Origin of the sequence: Bacillus sp. G402 (genome assembly GCF_051172515.1) — a bacterium.
GTDB classification, from domain to species: Bacteria; Bacillota; Bacilli; order Bacillales; family Bacillaceae; genus Bacillus; species Bacillus altitudinis.
This window is the reverse complement of sequence record NZ_JBPIZC010000001.1, coordinates 583,247-604,207: the sequence shown is the minus strand read 5'-3', so window position 1 is coordinate 604,207 and position 20,961 is coordinate 583,247. Positions and strand designations below refer to the sequence as shown.

Annotated in this window: 21 protein-coding genes; 5 read left to right on the top strand and 16 right to left on the bottom strand. The window is 41.2% G+C overall.

The window, feature by feature from the left end; all coding sequences use genetic code 11:
* Positions 1-27: 27 nt before the first annotated feature.
* On the bottom strand, positions 28-1,365 hold the full coding sequence (gene xylA / locus ACSBQP_RS03325; RefSeq protein WP_217815852.1) for a xylose isomerase: 1,338 nt from the start codon (positions 1,363-1,365) through the stop codon (positions 28-30).
* Between the two features lie 213 nt (positions 1,366-1,578).
* Here xylA and xylR point away from each other — a divergent pair, with 213 nt between their 5' ends.
* The gene (gene xylR, locus ACSBQP_RS03320) at positions 1,579-2,739 is read left to right on the top strand and encodes a transcriptional repressor XylR (RefSeq protein ID WP_047946553.1); all 1,161 of its coding nucleotides are present in this window, start codon (positions 1,579-1,581) and stop codon (positions 2,737-2,739) included.
* A 46-nt stretch (positions 2,740-2,785) separates the two neighbouring features.
* On the opposite strand, the gene ACSBQP_RS03315 is transcribed toward xylR, so the two are convergent.
* The 3 genes from ACSBQP_RS03315 to csaA all read right to left on the bottom strand — a co-directional run bounded on the left by ACSBQP_RS03315 (position 2,786) and on the right by csaA (position 6,651).
* Positions 2,786-4,393 (bottom strand): glycoside hydrolase family 43 protein, encoded by a 1,608-nt coding sequence (locus tag ACSBQP_RS03315; protein ID WP_435028183.1) that lies wholly within the window; start codon positions 4,391-4,393, stop codon positions 2,786-2,788.
* Positions 4,394-4,417: 24 nt separating this feature from the next.
* On the bottom strand, positions 4,418-5,809 hold the full coding sequence (locus ACSBQP_RS03310; RefSeq protein WP_007500679.1) for an MFS transporter: 1,392 nt from the start codon (positions 5,807-5,809) through the stop codon (positions 4,418-4,420).
* A 509-nt stretch (positions 5,810-6,318) separates the two neighbouring features.
* Entirely contained in the window at positions 6,319-6,651 is a 333-nt protein-coding gene (gene csaA, locus ACSBQP_RS03305) for a chaperone CsaA (RefSeq protein WP_017367427.1), read from the bottom strand.
* Positions 6,652-6,915: 264 nt separating this feature from the next.
* Here csaA and ACSBQP_RS03300 point away from each other — a divergent pair, with 264 nt between their 5' ends.
* Positions 6,916-7,395 (top strand): hypothetical protein, encoded by a 480-nt coding sequence (locus ACSBQP_RS03300; protein WP_007500681.1) that lies wholly within the window; start codon positions 6,916-6,918, stop codon positions 7,393-7,395.
* On the opposite strand, the gene ACSBQP_RS03295 is transcribed toward ACSBQP_RS03300, so the two are convergent.
* From ACSBQP_RS03295 to ACSBQP_RS03265, 7 genes are all read right to left on the bottom strand, one after another.
* Positions 7,392-9,017, bottom strand: coding sequence for a YndJ family protein (locus tag ACSBQP_RS03295; RefSeq protein ID WP_217815854.1), 1,626 nt, complete (start codon positions 9,015-9,017; stop codon positions 7,392-7,394). The genes ACSBQP_RS03300 and ACSBQP_RS03295 overlap by 4 nt on opposite strands.
* Positions 9,010-9,615 (bottom strand): DUF4166 domain-containing protein, encoded by a 606-nt coding sequence (locus ACSBQP_RS03290; protein WP_039963930.1) that lies wholly within the window; start codon positions 9,613-9,615, stop codon positions 9,010-9,012. Before ACSBQP_RS03290 ends, ACSBQP_RS03295 begins: the two co-directional genes overlap by 8 nt.
* A complete protein-coding gene (locus ACSBQP_RS03285; protein WP_007500684.1) occupies positions 9,578-10,459 on the bottom strand; it encodes a hypothetical protein in 882 nt (293 codons plus the stop codon). Before ACSBQP_RS03285 ends, ACSBQP_RS03290 begins: the two co-directional genes overlap by 38 nt.
* 151 nt (positions 10,460-10,610) lie before the next feature.
* On the bottom strand, positions 10,611-11,183 hold the full coding sequence (locus ACSBQP_RS03280) for a TetR/AcrR family transcriptional regulator (protein ID WP_035391765.1): 573 nt from the start codon (positions 11,181-11,183) through the stop codon (positions 10,611-10,613).
* Between the two features lie 3 nt (positions 11,184-11,186).
* Positions 11,187-11,906 (bottom strand): MBL fold metallo-hydrolase, encoded by a 720-nt coding sequence (locus ACSBQP_RS03275; protein WP_035391762.1) that lies wholly within the window; start codon positions 11,904-11,906, stop codon positions 11,187-11,189.
* Between the two features lie 37 nt (positions 11,907-11,943).
* The gene (locus tag ACSBQP_RS03270; protein ID WP_017359480.1) at positions 11,944-12,420 is read right to left on the bottom strand and encodes a GyrI-like domain-containing protein; all 477 of its coding nucleotides are present in this window, start codon (positions 12,418-12,420) and stop codon (positions 11,944-11,946) included.
* Positions 12,421-12,474: 54 nt separating this feature from the next.
* The gene (locus tag ACSBQP_RS03265; protein ID WP_017359481.1) at positions 12,475-13,398 is read right to left on the bottom strand and encodes a helix-turn-helix transcriptional regulator; all 924 of its coding nucleotides are present in this window, start codon (positions 13,396-13,398) and stop codon (positions 12,475-12,477) included.
* A gap of 118 nt (positions 13,399-13,516) precedes the next feature.
* Between ACSBQP_RS03265 and ACSBQP_RS03260 the strand changes: the two genes are divergently transcribed.
* Positions 13,517-14,041, top strand: coding sequence for a hypothetical protein (locus tag ACSBQP_RS03260; RefSeq protein WP_035391760.1), 525 nt, complete (start codon positions 13,517-13,519; stop codon positions 14,039-14,041).
* Between the two features lie 35 nt (positions 14,042-14,076).
* Here the strand turns inward: ACSBQP_RS03260 and czrA are convergent, their stop codons facing one another.
* Entirely contained in the window at positions 14,077-14,406 is a 330-nt protein-coding gene (czrA, locus tag ACSBQP_RS03255; protein WP_007500691.1) for a Zn(II)-responsive metalloregulatory transcriptional repressor CzrA, read from the bottom strand.
* Between the two features lie 187 nt (positions 14,407-14,593).
* On the opposite strand from czrA, the gene ACSBQP_RS03250 reads away from it, so the two are divergent.
* Positions 14,594-15,919, top strand: a complete 1,326-nt coding sequence (locus ACSBQP_RS03250) for an APC family permease (protein ID WP_217815858.1) — start codon at positions 14,594-14,596, stop codon at positions 15,917-15,919.
* 97 nt (positions 15,920-16,016) lie between these two features.
* Positions 16,017-16,679 carry a lysozyme family protein gene (locus ACSBQP_RS03245; RefSeq protein WP_017359484.1) on the top strand — a complete coding sequence of 221 codons (663 nt, stop codon included), beginning with the start codon at positions 16,017-16,019 and terminating at the stop codon, positions 16,677-16,679.
* Positions 16,680-16,713: 34 nt separating this feature from the next.
* Here the strand turns inward: ACSBQP_RS03245 and prpB are convergent, their stop codons facing one another.
* From prpB to ACSBQP_RS03225, 4 genes are all read right to left on the bottom strand, one after another.
* Complete coding sequence (gene prpB, locus ACSBQP_RS03240; protein ID WP_079919240.1) at positions 16,714-17,631, bottom strand: methylisocitrate lyase; 918 nt, start codon at positions 17,629-17,631, stop codon at positions 16,714-16,716.
* Positions 17,632-17,643: 12 nt separating this feature from the next.
* Positions 17,644-19,080 (bottom strand): bifunctional 2-methylcitrate dehydratase/aconitate hydratase, encoded by a 1,437-nt coding sequence (locus ACSBQP_RS03235; RefSeq protein ID WP_435028182.1) that lies wholly within the window; start codon positions 19,078-19,080, stop codon positions 17,644-17,646.
* Positions 19,081-19,082: 2 nt separating this feature from the next.
* The gene (gene mmgD, locus ACSBQP_RS03230; RefSeq protein ID WP_019743303.1) at positions 19,083-20,225 is read right to left on the bottom strand and encodes a citrate synthase; all 1,143 of its coding nucleotides are present in this window, start codon (positions 20,223-20,225) and stop codon (positions 19,083-19,085) included.
* Positions 20,226-20,392: 167 nt separating this feature from the next.
* Complete coding sequence (locus tag ACSBQP_RS03225; protein ID WP_008346516.1) at positions 20,393-20,932, bottom strand: DUF420 domain-containing protein; 540 nt, start codon at positions 20,930-20,932, stop codon at positions 20,393-20,395.
* Positions 20,933-20,961 lie beyond the last annotated feature (29 nt).

Below are 20,961 nucleotides of genomic sequence, written 5' to 3'. Positions count from 1 at the left end.
ACTCCTTCAAAACATCCGCCCGCTCCATTAATCTTCTAACAAATATTGATTTAATCTGGCTTTCAGCTGTTCCTCTCTACCAGATTCGTTTCTGATGAGCGGATGTTTCAGTGCATATTCTTCTAATGTATGAAAGTTTGCCTTTCCTTCTGAAATCTCCAGTCCAATTCCTTCAGAAAAACTGCGGTACCTGTGCTTGATCACATCTTCAAACACACGGTCTTCTATGAGTCTATGAGCCACCCGCAGCCCTTTTGCGAATGCATCCATCCCCGCAATATGGGCATACAGAAGATCTTCCAGTTCAAAGGAGGCTCTTCTGACTTTTGCATCAAAATTGAGACCGCCTGTTCCAAGTCCGCCATTTTGCAAAATTTCATACATGGCGAGTGTTGTGGCATATAAATCCGTTGGGAATTCATCGGTGTCCCATCCTAGAAGGGAGTTTCCTTGGTTGGCATCAACGGAACCGAGCAGTCCATGAATTCTTGCTACACGCAGCTCATGCTCAAACGTATGACCCGCTAATGTCGCATGATTGGCCTCGATATTTAATTTAAAGTGTGTATCCAATCCATATTGTTTTAAAAAGGCGATCGATGTCGCTGCATCCGTATCATATTGATGAGTAGTCGGTTCCTTCGGCTTTGGCTCAATTAAAAATTGACCTGTAAATCCAATTTCTTTTGCATAATCGACCGCCATATGCAAAAAGGTCGCCAAATGGTCAAGCTCTCTTTTCATATCTGTATTCAGCAGTGTGTCGTAACCTTCTCGTCCTCCCCAGAAAACATAATTTTCTGCGCCGAGTTCCTTTGCTGTTTCGATGCCCTTTTTCACTTGTGCAGCTGCATAGGCAAATACATCTGCATGACAGGATGTCGCTGCACCGTGAACAAATCTTGGATGCTTAAACATATTAGCCGTGTTCCATAGAAGCCGAACCCCGCTTTGCTGCATGTAATCTTTCATTCTTTCTATGATGATGTCTAACTGCTGATTGGTCTCTTGAAGCGTGTCGCCCTCTGGTGCAATATCACGGTCATGGAATGAAAAATACGGAACATCCAATAGATCAAAGAGCTGAAAAGCCACTTCCAATCTAGCTTTCGCCAAATCCATTCCGCTATAAGAATCCCAGGCCCTTTTCATCGTGCCAGTTCCAAACATGTCTGTTCCATCAGCAGTCAATGTATGCCAATAAGCGACGGAAAATCGCAGGTGGTCTTTCATTGTCTTTCCGCCAATCTTTTCGCTCGGATTATAGTATTTAAATGCGAATGGGTTCTTTGAATGTTTTCCTTCATATTGAATGTTGCCAATCCCCTGTAAACGACTTAACGAAGTCATATTTGATTTGACCATAAGTGATTCCCCCTATATATTCACTTAGTAAGTTGAGTCAACAAACAAATGAACGAGTTGACCAACTAATCTCTTTGAATTTTCCATATTTTTTAGTTTTTTAGAAATATTTTCGTTATAATAAAGTGAAAAGCATGTTTTATAGAGAATGAACACGACAAAAAACGGCTTTTCTTCACTTAATCTAAAGACGAAACAAATGGAGTGGATACAATGGATATTGCGGATCAGAACTTTGTGAAAAAAATAAATCAAAAGCTATTGCTAAACGAAATTCTGCACCATGCACCAATTTCCAGAGCAAAATTATCTGAACGCACTGGGTTAAATAAATCGACCGTTTCTTCTCAAGTGAGTACATTAATGAAAGAACATCTTGTTTATGAAATCGGTCAAGGCGAATCTAGCGGCGGAAGAAGACCCGTGCTTCTCATGTTTAATAAACGTGCAGGTTACTCTATCGGCATTGATGTCGGTGTTGATTATGTCAACGGCATTTTAACAGACCTTGAAGGGTCGATTATTCATAATGAGCAGCTCAAGCTCCCATCCAGCACACCTGATGTGACCGTCCGTATTTTAATTGAATTGATTCAGCAGTTACGTTCACACATTCCTTCTTCTCCATACGGGCTGATTGGTATAGGGATTTGTATACCTGGTCTGGTCGATGCAGATGAACAAATTGTGTTTACGCCTCATTCAAAATGGAAAAATGTCGATCTAAAAACAAGTCTCCAAGACACATTCCAAGTACCGGTTTTTATCGAGAATGAAGCAAATGCCGGTGCGTACGGTGAAAAAATCTTCGGTGCTGCTAAACATTATGACCATCTGATCTATGCAAGTATCGGCACTGGTATTGGAATAGGCATCATTATCAATCATCATTTATATAGAGGTACAAACGGTTTTTCTGGTGAAATGGGACATATGACGATCGACTTTAATGGACCGACATGTAGCTGCGGAAATCGTGGTTGCTGGGAACTGTATGCATCTGAGAAAGCACTGTTCCAATCGCTCCAAACAGATGGTCAGCCATTCACCTATCAAGATATTGAGCGGCTGGCGAAGTTAAATGATATGAAGACACTCAATGCCTTGCGTAACTTTGGCTTTTACATTGGGGTAGGTCTCACAAACGTTTTGCATACCTTCAACCCACAAGCCGTTATTTTACGAAACAAAGTCATTGAATCTGAGCAGGCCGTTCTAAGTGTCATTCAAGATGAAGTATCCTCTAGAATGGATGCACAATTCAGCTCACGGGTGGAGCTACTCCCTTCGTCATTAGGACAAAACGCACCAGCCTTAGGGATGACATCTCTTGTCACTGAAGCTTTTTTGCGAGATGTCACGCCTTCACCATAATGGAATACATGTTAAAGAGAGACAGCCTTTAGAGTGTTGTCTTTTTTTATTCAGTTGTTTCTTCGTATCGAAAATACTTAAAATCGGCAGGCAGATGTTCGCCGCTTGTGTCTTGGCACTGCATTCCGACAAAAGCCCCTGTAAAGAACCCCCCTCCTCGAATAAAATCATCTGATAAATGAGTCGATTCAAGCGGTACATCTATTTTTTCCCACTCTTGTTGATCAAAAGAATAAGAATACGTGTATGTCTCTCTCTGAACGGTCACTTTTAAATACACATACGGAATCTCGTCTGGGATGATGATTTTTTTAATTAGCGGCTGAGAAAAGGCCAGATTTTCACACACAGATAATTCAAGGATACGGCCAAGCGCCTCGTCATAAGTCACCTGAAGTGCAGTCCAATTTTCCGTATTATAATAATTCACAAGACCTGCCGCTTGCTGAAAGTTTTTCGGAAAGAAGGAAACCGCTGTCTCTGCTTCAAAATAAAAGCTTTGCCAGCGCCTCGCAACAAATGCTTGGGTAAATTTAGACGTTAAAGATTCCTGCCCATACAGCCTTAAATGATGTGGGTTTTCTGTCACTGAACCAATCTGATCCGTAAATGGGATTCTTAAAGTTTGGAAATGTCTATTTAACGATGAATCTTTAAATTCATCGACTATGTGATAGGTTGGAGAAAACTCTTTTACGCTCATAGCAGGCGCTTCAACCTCTAGCATCCCTTCTTTTCCGCCTACCACATACGGCCAGCCATCTTTCCATTCAAGCTTTTGTATGGCCGTCTCTCTTCCTAAAGGGCACCAGCCTCTTTGCTGAAAAATGGATTCCTTACTTGAATGAATTGGGCGGCCAGTCAGATGAGCCAAATACCATTCATTTGTATGCGTTTGTACAATGGAAGCATGCCCGCATTTTTGTAGTGGATGGCTAGGCGTGTGAAAAGCCGTTAAAATTGGGTTGTCAGGATGAACCTCGTACGGCCCATCAATACGCGAGGAACGCGCGATTGTGGCTGCATGTTCGTAACGTGTTCCCCCTTCAGCTGTTAATAAATAATAGACATCATTGATGTAATAAAGATGCGGGGCTTCTGTCAGTTTGATTGGCGTGCCTTTAAAAATGACCTTCCGCTCACCGACCAGTTTTTTTTCAGATACACTATATTCCTGTAAGGCTATACCTGCAAAAGAATGATGTTTTTCTCGATGGTCCCACAGCATATTCAACACGTATTTCTTTCCGCTTGGATCATGGAACAAGGAAGGATCAAACCCAGAACTATTGAGTCGAACCGGATCGCTCCACTCGCCATCTACTGCATCAGCTGTGACCAAATAATTATGACCATCCTTAAACGGACCATCTACTACTTTAATATCTGAATAGATGAGCCAAAACTGACCATTCGCATAACTTAAACACGGCGCCCATACCCCGCCGGAATCAGGATTTCCTTTCATATCGAGTTGAGAAGTTTTTTGCAAGGGACGCGCGGCGAGCCGCCAGTGGACGAGATCCTTCGAGTGATAAATTTGCACCCCCGGGAACCATTCAAATGTAGAAACCGCCATGTAATAGTCCTCTCCCGCACGGCAAATACTTGGGTCAGGGTTAAACCCTTTGAGCACTGGATTGGTAATGTTCATTGAATTTCCTCCTCTTTCAGAGAGCTACATTTTAAAGTCGTCCATATGATCGATATACACCTTATCTCTATTCTCAAGCTCTCGTATGACTTTTTTATGTTTTTCTTCATCTAGGTTATAAAAATTAATATCAACCATCGCTAAAATGAGTAAACATACAGGAATCACCGTTGTCGTGATTAAAATGCCCAGTAAAGCTTCTGGTGTTTGCACTTGATTTGCAATATAACCAAATCGGTCAAGGACAAGCCCTGGAACGATGCCGCCTAAGGCCATCCCAAATTTAAAGAAGAAGCCAATCACTGCGTAAATCAGTCCACCCATTCTTTTCCCTGTTTTATATTCGCCATATTCAACGGTTTCAGGAATGAGTGCCCACATGTAAGCACCTGCTGTAATACTCCCTGCAGCCGCAACGAGCCTGAAAATAAGTATTAAAGTGATTTGACTCGGCGGGATCACAAGTAAGGCAAGAAGGCCTACAATATTCAGCAATAATGAATAATTCAGCAGCTTTTTCTTTCCTAACAACTTGTGTAGCTTAGGAATAAACGGCAACACCATTAAAGCTGGCAGACTGCCAATCAGGCCGTACCACTTCACTAAATCTTCTCTGCCGAGGTTATACGTCACATAATAGATCCCGACTGAGTTGCTGATCGAGTTCACACCAAAGATAATGATAAAAAATATGCTTAACACAACAAGCGGACGATTCACTCGTAACTGGACAAAGAGATCACTGAACTTGATCTTTTCCTCTGGCTTTTGAAGCGTGACGCGCTCATTCGTACTTTTAAAACAGAAAATCAGTAATCCGCCCCCAAGTACGCCGAGAAATGCCATCGTGATCTGCCAGCCAAGTGCTGTATTTCCTGTTGTATCACTCAAAAACGTCGCAAGAAACGGAACAAAAAAAGCAACCACTAAACCACCGAGATTTGCAAAAAGCATACGAACAGACGTAATACTGACGACCTCTTGGTTATTTCTTGTCATTGCGGAAGTTAAAGCACCATAAGGAACATTGATGAACGTGTATGTAAGCGATAAACCAACATACGTGATGTACGCATAAATGAGTTTTCCCATTTCGGAAAAATCCGGTGTCGTAAAACAAAGAATGGCAAGAACGGCAAAAGGTAACGCACCAAATAACAAATAAGGTCTAAACCGGCCAAAACGGCTGTTCGTTCGGTCAACCATCGCCCCAATAAACGGATCTGCAAGCGCATCGATGGCCCGAACCACCAAAAACATCGTCCCTGCTGCTGCTGCTGATAATCCATACACATCCGTATAAAAAAATAATAGATACGTAGAGACAGTTGCATAAATTAAATTACATGCGAAATCTCCTGAAGCATACCCCACTTTTTCAGACATACGAATCTTCTTTAAATTCTCACTCACCATGAGTTTTCTCCCTTCTTCACTTAGCCTCTTCTAACGGACAGATGGTGCAGGGCAGCAGCAATCAATAGGTCGAAAATAAAGCGCTTTCAATTCGTTGTAAAAATGAAGCTGAACAGCTCTTTCTTTCAGCTTAGCCCACATAGCAGCAAATCATGTGCTTTAAACAATAGATGATCGCCATCTTAGTTTATCGATTAAACAAACTAAGATGAATTCATTTTATAAAATATGATCTGACTTTTCAATATTTTTTGAAAAAATAATCCAAATAATTGATTTCTTGTCATTTTTTCTATGATATGAGGAGATGAACCTTCTTTTTTTCTTCCAAAAACAAAGAGAACTCAAATAATGGTTGCATTCATACCAATCCCATGCTATATTAATCAAGCGATGAGCTGAATTGTGTAAGTCGGGTAACATGTCTCTTTGAGACACACACGAATGTGGCGTGTGGTTATTCCGCCTCAATACGCAAAAGACATCTTCTGATGAAGATGTCTTTTTTCTTACCCTATTTTGGTGCCATTTTCAACCGGCTCATCTGTGGCAAGCAGGACAACGTCTTCTTTTGACGGCATGCCTCCTAAGACAAGCACCTCTGATTTAAACCCGGCAATTCTTCTTGGCGGGAAATTGACCACTGCAATAATTTGTTTCCCAGTGAGATTCTCAGCCTGATATCGTTTTGTCAGCTGTGCACTAGATTGTTTTATGCCAATCTCATCCCCAAAGTCAATCTTCAGCTTGAAAGCAGGCACTCTCGCTTCTGCAAAGAACTCTGCTTCTACTATCGTCCCAACACGAATGTCTAATGCTAAAAACTGTTCAATATCTGCCATTAGAATCTCTCTCCCTTTCAATCTTTCATAAAAAAGGTCACATTTTTCTTCTGCTAGATGACCACTTGTCTTCCACTAATTTCTTAATTGTAGCACACCCTACTCTTCTAAAAGAAAGGGTTAAAAAGACTATTGATTGAAATTTTTTAGTTTACATAATCATTTTATAGTAGTCTATTAAATGTTTGCATCATGAAAATGAATTCGGTAAAATGGCAAATAATCCTACTGCTTCCTCTCGAATATTTCAGGGAGGGTTAACACTTGTTTACATTATCAGATATGTGGACGTTTTGCTGGTCGTTTTTCGTCATTCTTCCTATCGTTGCCATCTTGCATCAGCTGGGCCATATTGTAGTCGCCTGGCTGTTTGGAGCAAAGGTTTCGTTTGCACTTGGCAGAGGCAAAAAAGTATTGAAAATAGGCGTCGTTGAAATTAGAAGAATCTATTTTCTAGATGCATTTTGCCACTATGAAGAAATGAGGAGAAATAACCGTTTCTCACACATTCTTGTCTACTTAGGCGGATCATTATGCAACCTGCTCAGTGTTCTCATATTGAACACAATGATCGCCAACGATTTCCTGCCAGAACATCAATTTTTCTATCAATTTGCTTACTTCTCAGTCTACTATGTATTTTTTGCTTTACTGCCAGTACAGTATGCAGATCATCATCCGAGTGATGGGCAAGCGATTGTGAACATCATTCGTCACGGTGAACCATGCGACATCATTGATTAAGATGAGTGGCTTTCACTGTCGATTTGATACTGAATCGTTAAAAAAGGAATACCGAATAGCTTCATTTGATGAATTGCTGTGAGACTTTTTTCCGTCTCCGGTTTCATATGAAAGCTTTCTTCCATTGGCAGTTTCATGGTGATGAAAGACGTATGCAAATACAATCCTTCATCACCCGTACTGCCTTTTGGACTTTTACTTTTTAATAGAAAATCTTCCTTTTCATTCAAAGGTTTTAAAATAGCCGTAAGCTGTGAAAAAGGAAGCGGCAAAGCAATATTCATATAGACTGTCTCTTCATCATGGTGCTGAGCATAGAGCGCATAAAAGACTTGCTCGCCTTTCTCATTGCGCCTGATCCACACACGTACATTCTTCCTTTCTTCAAGAGGATGTTGAAATCTTGAAAGACTCCCCGGCATTTCATATGGCATTCGTGATGACCCTAAATAGAGCTGTCCTATTTGTCTAAAAACAGGTTGAAGCAAAAAGACAAACGGCCTTACCCACCAATGAAAACAGACGGCTGCTTTTAACGTAAAGGACATCGGGTCTTCATAAAATCTGCGAATAACAGGTGACACACTCTCTGCTGAAAATGCCTTTCCATTTAATTGGTCAAGAGAATCGACTAAACCAATCTTCTCATCATGCTGCAAGTGGTCATGTTGAAAAGACATGATCTGAAAACGACCGTGAACTCTCGATACCGGAAAATCCTTCTGTTTCAATCGATCAGCTGGTCTTTCAATCAACCATCCAATGAGGCCTGGTAAAATAACCAAACTTGCATTGATACTGCCATGAAACCAAATCATTTGATCCATGCTGATGTAGGTAACATGTAAAAGCATTCCGGCAGAATAAAGGAATGATAGGACGATGGTTCCCATTAACATGATGCTAGAAAACACAACGAACCCTTTTGCGACAGTTGAACGAAAAGAAGTTGTCATACATAAAATTCCATACAAATAAAGTGCGATCACATAAAGAACGACGCTGAACGTATCAAACAGGCGAGAATAGCTGATTCCCACAGCAATCATCACTGGCGACAGTAAAATAACCCAGCCACCCACTTTGTATAGCGTCGTCTCTTTTTTCCGCTGCCTCCCCAATAATCCATAAAAGATAGGGATAAAAAAAGCCGAATAATGAAAATGAATAGCGGTCAAAAGTACAATCATCGGTGAAAATGTCATCACTTGTATATCTGCTATGTACAGCCAGAACCAAAGTCCACCTAGAGCGATATACATACATGCTCCATCGATCATCAGCTCATGAAGCGGATGGGCCTCTCTTTTCAGCAAACGGGTGAAACCAAATAAAGCCAGAATCATTGTAAAGAAAAGCCATCCCAATGCAAGCCAAAGAGAGTGAAAGATGAATGCGCCTGTTGCACATAGAGCTGCTACTGGAAAGGCTTTCATTATGAAGCCGATCAGCCCCTTCTGCTGCCGTTTCTTCTCTTCCTGATAAAAAAAGTGTAAGAAAGCGGGAAGAAAAAATAAAATCGCAATCAAAACAAAAAATTCTGGTATGGGAGCTGTCGTCAAACGTGTAACGAGAAAGCAGGACAGCAACATGATGCTACACATCAAATGCCATTTATTCATGAGGTGACACCCTTTCCGTAAACCGGCCCTTATACGTAAAAAGAGTGCCAAAAAGGCGATTTTTCACTTGAACATCAATCGTATACTCACCTGCATGCTCATCGTAACCTTCCGTTACATCAGATTCACCATAAAGCCAAGAAGGCAGTGGCCATTCCCGCCCAAACAGCAAAAACTTTTGCTTACCTGATTGAATGTGCAAGAATCCTTTTTCCGTGACTGTAAAATGAAGCTCTGACACAAGAAGCCTAGGTTTTCCAAAGTAGTCTAGTACTTGATGGCTCTTCTGATCAATGATCATATCTGCATCAAAATGTCTTTCCTTGTCAGGAAAATAGAACGTTCGAAACCAGTGCATCCCTTCTTCTCCCTTACTTGTCGTAAAAGGCTTGTTCACAATTTGGAAGGGAATATTTCGCCCTCTTTCAGGAAAAAAACAGCGAAACAATGGACCGATTTTGAATAACAATCGGATGAGCTTTGTCCCGCCTCCTATTTCCTCCATGATGCCTTCGGCCGTAAACGCGCGGTTATAACGTTCTTTTAATGTTGGATGCAGCTTATCGTAGTCCTTTACTTGATGATGATGAACGACCATGTCTACCTCCCCTTTTTCGTTTGATCGAAAACACATCTACACAATCTTTTAAATTGATCATTCCTGCAACGGATAAAATGAAAAATGCACTCAGCACCAGCGGCTCGTGCAGAGTCGTTTCTGGCGATAAAATCCCTATACCAAGCATCAGTAGCAGAAAGATGCTTTGAAGGATGAATATATATTTTTTTGGCAGTTTAGGCATGAGCCATGATACACCTAATAGCGCATAAAACAATCGAAATCCGGTGCTATGATCAAAAGCAGAAGGTGAAAAAGGAATGATCGCTTGACATAACCAGACGATGGCAAACAACAAACAAATGCCATAATGGGCAAGTGTTCTTTCAAGAAGCAAACGGGGATGCGTTCCCTTTTCAAGCCACGTCTTTAATGCGCCAAAGCTAAAGGCAGTCATAAACCCCATCATTGGCCGAAAAAAGAACCGGTCTGCCCATTTCCACCCTTTTCCTTCCTTTGTTTCATAATCAAATTGCGTTTGAAACACAATGTGATCATTCGTTTTCATGTATTTCCAATACCCTCCGCCTTCTTTGATGAAAGACAAAGGGTGTGATGATTTAAATTGAAGTGAGGATGCTCTTTCATGACGCTCATCCTTCACGCTCGTTCGATACGCTCCTGTCCCAGTTACACTAATGCCAAATCCAAGGTGTTTCTCATACAAAAAGGATTGGGGCTGTTCATCACTAGGTCCATTTAATGAAATGGTCGAAAATCGCAAATCCCATTGTTCATGAAGCTTTGGATTTTGCGTATACTCCCATACTTTTTCAATAGGTGCTTGAATGGTTGTTTCCACATAAACAGGCTTTCTTTTCATCTGCCTCTACTCCTCTATGTGAATTATTTCACATAATAAGCATACCATGTTTCACAAAACTGTCAAATCTTTATTGGTTTTTTGCCCAAAAAATGTTTTGATTTGTTTACATCTCCTTCATCAAATCGGTTCGATACATAAAAAAGACCTGTCAATGAGACAGATCTTCTTGCTCTTTGATGCCTGCAATATAAAGACGGACCGCATAGCTCACACTATCTTCAAGCTGTTCTTTCCGTTGAAATCCTTTTTTGTTTGAAATATCTCCAAAGCCGTGCAGTAAGCTTCTAAGCCCTCTGACGACATGCGTCATGTCCTCTTCTTTTACACCAAAACGAGACATGATGGATTGGACAAGATCAGCAAGATTCTCTGCAGCCACACTGACTTCTCTTTCATTCATATGTGAAAAAGCAGCCTCATAAAGGCCGGGATGCTGACGAACAAATTGAACATATTGTCTTGCAAATGCTAAAACAGCGTCTTCTTTTTCCAGCCCCGCTGTTACTTGTTTGCCGGCCTCACAAAGCATTGTCAGCCCCTTGACAGCAAGAGCTGCCTGTATTTCATGAAGACCGGATATATGGTTGTAAAGAGATGGTGGTCTGATGTTAAGCCGTTTGGACAATGTAGCAATGGTCAAAGCGGAAAAGCCCTCCTCATCGACAAATTCGATGGCAGATTCAACAATTTTTTCTTGTGTGATACCCATTCTTGGAGACATGGCTTACTGTCCTCCCTTTTGTAGCTGATGCTTCCTTTTTTCGATAGCGGCTTTGAGCTTTGCCTCAGGCTCTATGATGAGATCACCATGTCCTGCTGCGAGACAAGACAAGCGAAGTGCCAGTAATTTTTCAGCGCTTTTTAGTGCTGTTTCTGCATCCCAAGTGGCAAAAGCCGGGAATGGGAAGGTGAAGCGAAACTCACCCGTTACAAATAAACCGCCTTTTGTCACAACTGCATCACCCGCAATGACAACCCCTGACTTTTCATCGTATAAAGAGATGCTTCCTGGTGTATGTCCTGGTGTGGCAATGACTTTAAGTGACCCAATCTCGTCCCCTTCTTCAACAAGCACGTCTGGTTTTGTGAGAATGTCTTTTGAAAAACTGCCTTTGACTTTTTTCTCTGGTTCACCAGGAAGTAAAGAGAAATCGCCAGCAAACAGGCGAGCATCTCGTTTCGATAAATAAACAACTGCCTCTGGAAAAGCCTTTTTCACTTCATCTAGTGCGCCAATATGATCCATATGACTATGAGTCAGAATAATTTTGTTAATGGGTTTGTTTAATTGATGTGCAAATTCAATGATCGAGCTTGCTGCCATTTTCAAAGCTGCATCAATTAAGATGAGTTCATTCTCTTCCTCAAATACATAACAATTTACCGGAAAAATACGTGGCATGAGTGTAAGCTGGTGCAAACGGTCAAATGTTGTCAATCTCATCTTGTTTCCCCCTAAAACTAATGTCGTTAGTTTTATATTAACTAATAGTATTAGTTTTAGCAACTATTTTTTCATCGACTGCAATATAAATATCAACTTGCGCTTCTTTTGGATCAATCGATCGTTCGTCGTACCATTCAAAATCGCCAGTATATGTTCGCAAGTAACGCTGATCCCAGCTCCAAATCTGCTGCCATGTTTCAAACACAACCTCTTCAATCGGGCCCTTTCTCGTTTGAAATCTTGCGTAGGTGGAGCCTGGAATCTCTTTTGCATCTTGTGCTAGCTGCTGGTCAACCAATTGCCCCGCTGTGAACAAATAAGCGCCATTTTCATCCTTTTCATAATCTGAATACAGCCCTATGACTGGCGCATGTCCTCCGCGAAGCTGCTGCGTGAAAAATTGCTGCCAAAGCGGAGCAATCTTCCGCTCGTTTGTTTGCTCCATTTCATTTGTTGTTCGAACAGATAATCCCTTGATCCATTGTTTCTGTAAAATCACGATATCGTACATACATTCTCATCTCCTTTTTTTCCATCATATAAAAAGAAACCTGACAACGTTGTGTCAAGTTCCTTTTGGTTTTTGAAATTGTTTCAACTTGAGATCAAATGCTTCCCGAACGGATAGCGGAGAGACAATGTCGACATCTGGCCCTAAATAAAAAAGAAAGCTATATAACCAATCATCCTGAGGCAACGTGATTGTGGCAAGATACGTACCATCTGCACATACGGTGAATTCATTTTCATCTATCCATTCCTTCACTTTACCAACAGAATCTTCAGTCAACCTGAGCGTTAGTGTACTGACGGAAGGTTCTTCGTGCCAAGAATCATTCCAAGGCTTGTCTTCATTTTTTATTCGTTTAGGAAGAAAAGATACTGAATGCGTGATAAGGTCTGACATTCTTTTGAGTTTAAACAGACGAAACGCTTTTTTCACGCAGCAATACGCATACAAATACCAGTGTCTTCCTTTTAAGACAAGTGTATAAGGCTCTACTTTTCTAGGAAGTGTTTCGCCTTTTGCATTGCGATAGGTGAACTGGATATATTGATGCGCTGAGGCAGCGGTATGAATGAGCTGGAGCTTCTTTTCTAAATAGCTGTCTTTCCCCCAAGAGCTTAAATCAATAAAGACATGTTGCTGTTTCTCATTTTGAGGCGGGATCAGGGATTTCATTTTCTTTAGTACATGTTCACTTTCTTTAAAGGTGTATGCACTCGTAATGCTTTCAAGAGCTGTTAAAATCAGTTCAATATCATCATCGGTGAATAATTTTTTCTCTAGACGATAGTCGTCAACGAGTGAAATTCCACCCCCTGCGCCTTGTTTTGTGACGACTGGAATCCCCGCTTGATTAATCGTATCAATGTCACGGTATATGGTTCTTACGCTCACTTCATGTAGTTCAGCGAGGTCTTTCGCCTGTACTTGCCGTTTGCTAATCAGTATCATCACAATGGACAAAATGCGATCGATTTTCATGACTTTTCCTCTTTTTCATAAATATAGGTTTTGATTTGATAAAAAAAGAAAGAATGGTAATGATAAGTAACAGCCAGCATTCGTTTACATCCCTGCCTGTGCAGGAGGAGGTTGCATCATGACACATCACGTATGGCAGTTGTTCATGATCGGGATCGTCATGCTCGTCTGGATCATCATTCGAATGAATCGAATGAGACGCTATCAGCTTGTGCGCCCGGTAAATCTTTTCATGAGAATGTATGTATTTAGTCTCACTGCCCTTATTCTCTTATCAGAAGGATGGCAAAATCACAGTATTTTTATCTATGCCGTCATTGGCATGATCTTCGGGAGCAGTCTCGCCGTTCACGCCTATCAGACGATTCAGATGAAATTAGAAAATGGCCGGCTGTATATGAAAACAAGTAAATGGATTGAAAGCTTTATTTTATGTTTGTTTTTATCTAGGCTTGCATTTAAATCGGTCAATCTGACAACACATGCGATCACCAAAATGGATATCGTTGAATTGTATCAGCATATTGTCAGCGATGATGCGCTGACAATACTCAGCTTTTTCCTTCTAGCGGCTTACTATATTGTGTTTTCTTATCAAATGATGAAAGCAAATAAACGATCAACCCAAGTACATCATGCATAAAAAACCTTCCTATATAAAAGTAGGAAGGTTTTTTCTCAATCATGCTGTGCATGGTGTATCATTTGTTCAAGCACTTCCATCACATGCTGATCTTCAGGACTGTAAAAAATCGAGGTCCCTGCTCGTCTAGATTTCACGAGACGAAGATTTTTTAAAAAGCGCAGCTGATGAGATACGGTTGATTGCATAAGGTTTAGTGTTTCTGCTATATCATTTACTGAATGTTCACCTTGAGACAGCAAATGCAGAATACGAATACGCGTCGGATCAGATAAGGCTTTAAATGTTTGGGAGACAAGAAATAGACTTTCTTCGTCCAGCTCCATCCGTTCCTGTTCTTGATTTGTATTCAGTTCTTCCTTCATTTCGCTTCACCTTTCTTGTCAGTCAACTCACGACTTATTCTATGTATCATCATATACCAAAACGTGTAGCATGCAAAGCTTCCACACCTTTTGAAAAAAGATTTATTCAAATAGCATTGACACGTGGTAGCATTCTTTTTAAAATGAGCATTATTTATTCATTTTTTTAGAGGAGCTGATAGGCAAATTGACTGAAGAGCCAAGACTAAAACGCAGCCTGACTGTTTTTCCGCTTGTTGTGATCGGGCTTGCTTATATGGACCCACTTGTCGTATTTGATTCATACGGCATTGTTGCTCAGCTGACGAAAGGACACGTTGCTGCAGCTTATATCTTTACTTTACTGGCATTACTATTGACAGCGCTTAGCTATGGGAATATGGTGAAGGCTTTTCCAAAAGCAGGATCTGCATATACATACGCGCAAAAAAGTATTCATCCTCACGTCGGCTTCCTTGTAGGCTGGACACTATTGCTGGACTATTTATTTTTGCCTATGGTGAATTTTGCAATCGGAAGTGCATATTTAACCGCAGCCTTTCCTGATGTACCTCATTACATTTGGATCATCATACTTGCTATCGCCATAACGACTGTCAATGTAATCGGTATACGTCTTACAGCCAACATTACAGCGCTATTTGTGACCTTTCAGGTGATTGTCGCTGTGACATTTGTTGGGTTTATTATTTATGGGCTCACGCAGCATGCAGGCACGGGAGAGTTACTGTCAACCCGTCCGTTTTATTCAGCAAGCTTAGATCCCGCCCTTATTTTTTCCGGCGCGACGATTTTATGTTTTTCTTTTCTAGGATTTGATGCGATTTCGACTATGTCTGAGGAAACAATTAAGCCAAAAAGAACGATTCCTCTCGCCATATTTTTAACGGTCGCCATTGGAGGTGTGCTGTTTACCCTCACCTCTTATTTTTTACAGCAGGTGTTTCCAAATTTTCAACAGTTCAAGCATCCAGATGCGGCATCACTTGAAATTGCGAAATTTGTGGGCGGCGCGTTTCTCCACTCATTCTTTTTAGCCGGCACCATGGTCGCTGTCATCTCTTCCTCCCTATCATCACATGCGAGTGCCGCAAGACTCTTGTATGCGATGGGAAGAGATCAATCATTACCAAAGCGTTTCTTCGGTTATATTCACCCAACATTGAAAACGCCTGTATTTAATATTTTATTAATTGGTGTTTTTTCGTTAACCGCAGTTGTTGGTGAGCTTGAGGTCATTTACTCGTTTATCAGCTTCGGGGCATTAATTGGATTTACGTTTGTTAACTTGTCTGTTTTCGCTTACTATTTCATCAAACAAAAACAAAGAGGTGTATTAAACACACTGAGGTATGCCATCATCCCTCTTTGCGGAACGGCTTTTTGTATTTGGCTCTTAACAAGCATCAGTACAAATGCATTAATCATTGGCATGGTGTGGCTCATGATCGGTTTTGTTTATTTCTGCTATAGACTGAAAACAAGAACAGAATTTACGTTTGGCTATGATTGAATATAAGGTTTTCACTTGGTATCCTGTGCAGGATATGGCATAATATAAAGGCTGTACTTCCCTTTTAAAAGCGGGGCAAAACAGGGGTGAACTGACCTTGAAAAAGAAAAAAACAGGATGTTTTGCCATTTCAGGCTGTTTCACGATTTTTCTGTTTGTTTGCGTATTAGCGGCCATTGTCATTTCCTTTAATCAAAAGGAGTTAAAAAAGCTGCCGATTGATACGGAATCAATTGTTTTGTCGAGATTGGATGATTACAAACCGCTTGTAGAAACAGAGTTAAGAGATCAAGATTTAGATCAATATACCGCGTTAATTCTCGGTATGATGTATCAAGAATCAAAAGGCAGAGGCGGAGATCCAATGCAGTCCTCTGAATCTCTTGGTTTGAAACGAAATGAAATCAATGACCCTCAGAAAAGCATTAAACAAGGAGTCCATCATTTTTCGACCATGTACAAGCATGGGAAGAAAAAAGGCGTTGATTTGGAAACCATTATTCAAAGCTATAACATGGGAATCGGCTATATTGATTTTGTTGCAAAAAACGGGGGAAAACATTCCGAAAAATTGGCAAAGCAATACTCCAAAAAGCAAGTGAAGCGAAACCCTGAAGTCTATACATGCGGGGGCGACAAAGATAACTTCCGCTATCCGTATTGCTACGGTGATTTCACTTATGCTGAAAAAGTAAAAGAAAAAACGAAAACAGTTGAAGAAAAGATGAAATTGGCTTCATCATCCACACCATCATCGTAAAAAAAGCACTTCCATGAAGGAAGTGCTTTTGATTTTATGAATGCTCTTTCCCGATTTCCGGCAGGATCGTCTTGGCTAAATGCTGATCCATTTCTTCATATTCATCATAATGAATCGTTTCATATAGCTCTTTTCTCGTTTGCATGTCCTCCAGCATTCCCTGTTGCGTCCCCTTTTCTTTAATCTCTGTAAATAAACGCTCATACGCTTTTGCAGCAACTCTCAGGGATGACACTGGATAAATCACCATTTGAAAGCCAAACATAGAAAATTCGTCTGCATGATAATAAGGTGTTTTTCCAAACTCCGTCATGTTTGCAAGAAGCGGCCCTTTTATATTATTTGAAGCATACGTGAAATCTTCTGCTGTGATCAGCGCCTCAGGAAAAATGGCATCTGCTCCTGCTTTTAGATAGAGATTAGCCCGGTGAATGACATCCTCCATCCCGTTTACTGACTTCGCATCTGTTCTTGCGATGACGAGAAGTGTAGGTGCCGCTTGTTTGATCGCTTTGATTTTCGCCATCATGTCTTCTACAGAAACGAGTGATTTTCCGTTTAAATGTCCGCATTTCTTCGGCATTTGCTGATCTTCAATTTGAACAGCCGCTACCTTGCTCTCCACCATTTCTTTTGCTGCCCTGGCTGCATTTAATACACCGCCATAGCCAGTATCCATATCTACTAAAAGAGGCAGCTGAGAAGCTCGAATGATTTCCTTTGCCTTTTCCGCCATTTCAGTGGAATGAATCATACCGAGGTCAGGAAGCCCTTTGCTTGCGCAAAAAGCAGCACCCGATAAATAAAGCCCTTTAAATCCCATTTTCCTCGCATAGAGCGCAGACATTCCATCGTGAACGCCTGGAATTTGAAATAAAGCGGATTTGTGCATTTGCTCTTTAAAAGCTGCGGCTAAGTCAGCTTGATTTACTTCATCATTCACGATCCACACACTAGCTCCCCCTTATATGACAAATAAGTCCATAAATGCTGGTACTGTCGTTGTTTTTAATTGATTTGGATTTTGACAAAGTGAAACAATTTGATCGACTTGTTTTTGTGGAAATCTCGTTTTCAAATGATACACCCATTTCTTTTCAAGCAGCGGGATCCCTTCCTGCCTTCTTCTGCGATGACCAAGCGGATATTCAATTTCAATTCGATCTGTCATCGTTCCGTCTTTAAAGAAGATTTGAACACAGTTTGCAATTGATCTCTTTTTCGGATCTAAATAGTCTTCTGTATACCGTTTATCTTCTTTGACGATCATTTGATCACGCAAACGGTCAATGAGCGGATTCTGCGCCGTCTCTTCTTCATAATGATCAGCAGTCAGCTCACCATAGATTAACCCAATGGCCGTAATATACTGCAAGCAATGGTCACGGTCTGCCGGGTTGTAAAGCGGTCCTTTTTTATCAATAATTCGAATGGCTGATTCATGTGTCGTAATCTCAATCCTGTCAATCTCATCTAAACGGTCTTTTACCGCATCATGTAGAATGACAGCGGCCTCAGCGGCAGTTTGCGCATGAAATTCTGCTGGATAGGCAATTTTAAAGAGTACATTCTCAATCACATATGACCCGAGCGGCTGGGCAAGTGTGAGTGGTTTTCCTTTCATTAACACATCTTCAAATCCCCACTTTTCTACACTGAGGGGCGTCTGATAGCCCATTTCTCCTTTCAATGTCATCATCGCTAGTCTCACCGCACGGCTTGTGGCATCCCCTGCTGCCCACGATTTCCTTGATCCTGTGTTCGGGGCATGCCGGTACGTTCTAAGCGGTGAATTATCCACAAATGCTTGTGATAACACATGCTGCACATCTTCTTTCGTTCCGCCAAGCATTGCACAAACGACTGCACTTGATGCCACCTTGACAAAAAGAACATGATCCAAGCCATTTCGATTCAAACAATTTTCTAAAGCAAGCACACCTTGTATTTCATGTGCCTTTACAATCGCATGCAGTACGTCATTCATCGAAAGCGGTTCTTCTCCGTTTGCAAGCCTCGTTCTGCTGATATAATCGCTTACAGCCAATATCCCGCCCAGGTTATCTGAGGGATGTCCCCACTCCTGTGCAAGCCACGTGTCATTATAATCTAACCAGCGGATCATACATCCTATATTAAAAGCCGCTTGAACAGGATCTAACACAAATGAAGTGCCGGGCACTCTTGCTCCGTTAGGGACAACAGTTCCAGGTACGATGGGTCCAAGATGCTTCGTGCATTCTGGAAAGTTGAGCGCCAGCATACCGCAGCCGAGTGTATCCATGAGTACATACCGAGCTGTTTCAATGGCCTCTTTGCTCGTAATTTCTCCATCCACGGCATAGGCTGCGATATCTTCTAATAGTTGATCTGTTTGATTGGCTACTGCTGTTTTATTCATATTCATTCCCCCGTTTTTCCATCATCATTTGAGACTTTTAATCCTCTTGGTCCTAAATATCTTACTCTCGGTCTAAAAATCCGATTGTGTGAATGCTGCTCGATGACATGCGCTGCTAATCCGCTTGCTCTCGCAGCAAAGAAAATCGGTGTATAAAGTGAAATAGGAATGCCGAGCACGTAATAAATAGGTGCTGCGTAATAATCAAGGTTTGGATAGAGGTTTTTCTTTTCTTTCATGTATGCCTCGCCTGCGACGCACATGTCATAAAGCGTCGTATCTCCTTTTGATTCGGTAAGCGTTTTCAATGATCGTTTTAAAAGAGCCGCTCTTGGGTCCATTTTTCTCATATATACCCGGTGTCCAAAGCCCATCATTTTTTCTTTTGCGGCTAATTTACGTTCGATGAGCGCAAGGAAACCTTCTGTTGTTTTGCCTTCGAGCAGCATGTGCATCACTGCTTCGTTTGCGCCTCCGTGTAAGTCACCTTTTAATGAAGAAATCGCTCCAGTAAAAGCACCATACATGTCAGAATGAGTAGATGCAATGACTCTTGCTGCAAATGTTGAATTCGGCAGCTCGTGCTCACTATAAAGCGTGAGTGTTTGGTCAAATGCTTTGATTTCGTCTTGTGCCGGAGTGCGGCCTGTTAACATCGCTAGAAAGTTTTCAGTGTAGGATTTGGTCTGGTCTGGAGTAGGTGTGGTGTCTTGTGTGAGAATATGATAGCTTCCCGCAACAATCGCTGGCAGCTGGCCAAGTAATCGAACGGCACGCGCTTGTTGGCATGCTTCTGATCGATCATTCAGTTGTTCATCGTACCCTGCAAGAGCTGATAAACACGTTCTCATGGCATCCATTGGGTGAGTGGTTTTTGGCAGTTTTGTCAAAATGGTTTGAATGGTTGGATGTAAGCTTGTTTGTGAGGAAATATCTTGCTGAAATTGGTGATATTCCATTGCATCTGGTAATCTTCCATAAATGAGCAGATAGGCTGTTTCTAAGTACGTCTTGCTTTGTGCCAGCTCGATGAGGTCATAACCGCGAATCACAATTTCTTCTTGCTGGACATCTAGGAACGAAATTGACGTTTCACTTGCCACAATGTCTTCAAGCCCCGGTTTGTACTGCAATTGTTCAGTCATCATATAACCCCCGTTTCGTTCAATTGTGTTCTCCAAACGAGCAAACGGCCAGACATGATGTGATTCTATAGGTGGGAAGATACCGTGCAAGTCGGATACCCAATTCCCATTTTATCCAAAGCACTTCATCTTGTAAATAAAAGAACGTATGTCCAGATGGACATACGTTAGCTGTAATATGGAGAAATCATAATATATACGATGACACCTGTTAGACTGACATAGAGCCAAAGAGGCATGGTCCATCTGGCAATTTTACGATGACGTTCGACTTGCATTTGTGCGCCTCTAAAGAGAGTGATCAGTGCAAGCGGTACAATGACGGCAGATAAGACGATATGTGTGATGAGAATAAAGAAGTAAATCGGACGAATGATTCCTTCTCCCCCAAAGTGTGTATCAGCTGCCATTGAATGATACGTCACATACGAAATTAAAAAGACAAGTGTGGTTGAAAAAGCCGCAAAGATAAATCGTCTATGGGCTTTAATGTTCTTTTGTTTAATCATAATGAGCGCTGAAAGTAAAAAGATAAACGTAAAACTGTTCATCACGGCATTCAGTAACGGCAGAAATGTAATATCCAGATGACTAAATTTATCTGTTTTTGGCATGAAAAATAATAAAGCAATTAAGCCGTTTATGGCAATTGTTAAAAAGACAACAATGCCGGTGAAATTTTTCGGTTTTTGATTCTGTTCGTTCATGTTTGAAAACCTCTCTTTATTAGTTCCGA

Coding starts and splice junctions, on each gene's coding strand:
- xylA (WP_217815852.1), bottom strand. CDS start 1,365: ATGGTCAAATCAAATATGACTTCGTTAAGTCGTTTACAGGGGATTGGC.
- xylR (WP_047946553.1), top strand. CDS start 1,579: ATGGATATTGCGGATCAGAACTTTGTGAAAAAAATAAATCAAAAGCTA.
- ACSBQP_RS03315 (WP_435028183.1), bottom strand. CDS start 4,393: ATGAACATTACCAATCCAGTGCTCAAAGGGTTTAACCCTGACCCAAGT.
- ACSBQP_RS03310 (WP_007500679.1), bottom strand. CDS start 5,809: ATGGTGAGTGAGAATTTAAAGAAGATTCGTATGTCTGAAAAAGTGGGG.
- csaA (WP_017367427.1), bottom strand. CDS start 6,651: ATGGCAGATATTGAACAGTTTTTAGCATTAGACATTCGTGTTGGGACG.
- ACSBQP_RS03295 (WP_217815854.1), bottom strand. CDS start 9,017: ATGAATAAATGGCATTTGATGTGTAGCATCATGTTGCTGTCCTGCTTT.
- ACSBQP_RS03290 (WP_039963930.1), bottom strand. CDS start 9,615: ATGGTCGTTCATCATCATCAAGTAAAGGACTACGATAAGCTGCATCCA.
- ACSBQP_RS03285 (WP_007500684.1), bottom strand. CDS start 10,459: ATGAAAAGAAAGCCTGTTTATGTGGAAACAACCATTCAAGCACCTATT.
- ACSBQP_RS03280 (WP_035391765.1), bottom strand. CDS start 11,183: ATGTCTCCAAGAATGGGTATCACACAAGAAAAAATTGTTGAATCTGCC.
- ACSBQP_RS03275 (WP_035391762.1), bottom strand. CDS start 11,906: ATGAGATTGACAACATTTGACCGTTTGCACCAGCTTACACTCATGCCA.
- ACSBQP_RS03270 (WP_017359480.1), bottom strand. CDS start 12,420: ATGTACGATATCGTGATTTTACAGAAACAATGGATCAAGGGATTATCT.
- ACSBQP_RS03265 (WP_017359481.1), bottom strand. CDS start 13,398: ATGAAAATCGATCGCATTTTGTCCATTGTGATGATACTGATTAGCAAA.
- ACSBQP_RS03260 (WP_035391760.1), top strand. CDS start 13,517: ATGACACATCACGTATGGCAGTTGTTCATGATCGGGATCGTCATGCTC.
- czrA (WP_007500691.1), bottom strand. CDS start 14,406: ATGAAGGAAGAACTGAATACAAATCAAGAACAGGAACGGATGGAGCTG.
- ACSBQP_RS03235 (WP_435028182.1), bottom strand. CDS start 19,080: ATGAATAAAACAGCAGTAGCCAATCAAACAGATCAACTATTAGAAGAT.
- mmgD (WP_019743303.1), bottom strand. CDS start 20,225: ATGACTGAACAATTGCAGTACAAACCGGGGCTTGAAGACATTGTGGCA.
- ACSBQP_RS03225 (WP_008346516.1), bottom strand. CDS start 20,932: ATGAACGAACAGAATCAAAAACCGAAAAATTTCACCGGCATTGTTGTC.